The sequence below is a fragment of the Oleiphilus sp. HI0132 genome (genome assembly GCF_001635845.1).
In genome coordinates, this window is sequence record NZ_LWGJ01001704.1 from 1 (window position 1) to 885 (window position 885).

Annotated in this window: 1 protein-coding gene; it reads right to left on the reverse strand. The window is 50.5% G+C overall.

Annotated features, from left to right (window positions below):
* The coding region (locus A3766_RS26160; RefSeq protein ID WP_369808660.1) for a GspE/PulE family protein at positions 1-879 on the reverse strand (879 nt) is incomplete at its 3' end.
* Positions 880-885 lie beyond the last annotated feature (6 nt).

Sequence of the window (885 nt, forward strand, 5' to 3'; positions counted from 1 at the left end):
ATCCAAGGGCTCGTAATAAGCATTCATCTTGGCAGCTTCAGCAAAGGCATCCGGGTCTGCACGACGAAGCGCCCCCAAAGTACGATCATCCATTTCTAGCCACTCGTAAATACCTACTCGCCCTTTATAGCCGGTATCACTGCACTGGTAACAGCCGCTTCCAACAGTGAAATTATCTGGTAGGATTTCACCTTCAGCGACCATACTACCTAGCCAGATTCTCTCCTGTTCCGTTGGGTGATACTCGGTCGCACAGTTCGGGCATACCCGTCTGATAAGACGCTGGGCCAGCACCCCGCCCAAAGAACTCGCTACCAAATAAGGCTCTGCGCCCATATCAATCAAACGCATGGCACTGCCAATCGCGTCATTGGTATGCAAGGTCGACATCACCATATGACCTGTCATTGCCGCCCGCAAGCCAATTTCTGCGGTCTCTTGGTCTCGCATCTCACCAACCAAAACAATATCCGGGTCTTGACGCAAACAGGCCCTAAGTACGGTAGAAAAATTCAATCCCACCTTTGGGTTAACCTGTACCTGAGTAATTCGCGGAAGACGATATTCAACCGGATCTTCTGCGGTAATAATTTTTACTTCTGGTTTGTTCAATTCAGATAGCGCGCCATACAAAGTGGTCGTTTTACCACTCCCCGTCGGCCCGGTTACCAGTACCAGTCCATGCGGACGTGTCACTGCGATTCTAAAACGCTCGAGTATTTTGGGGGGCATACCTACCTTGTCCAGCCCCAGAATACCTTCGGTCTGATCAAGAAGACGCATCACCACGGACTCGCCATATTGCGTAGGCATCGTCGATAGACGCACATCCACTGACCGCGCCTTAACCCTAACGTTAAAGCGTCCATCTTGAGGAATTCTTTT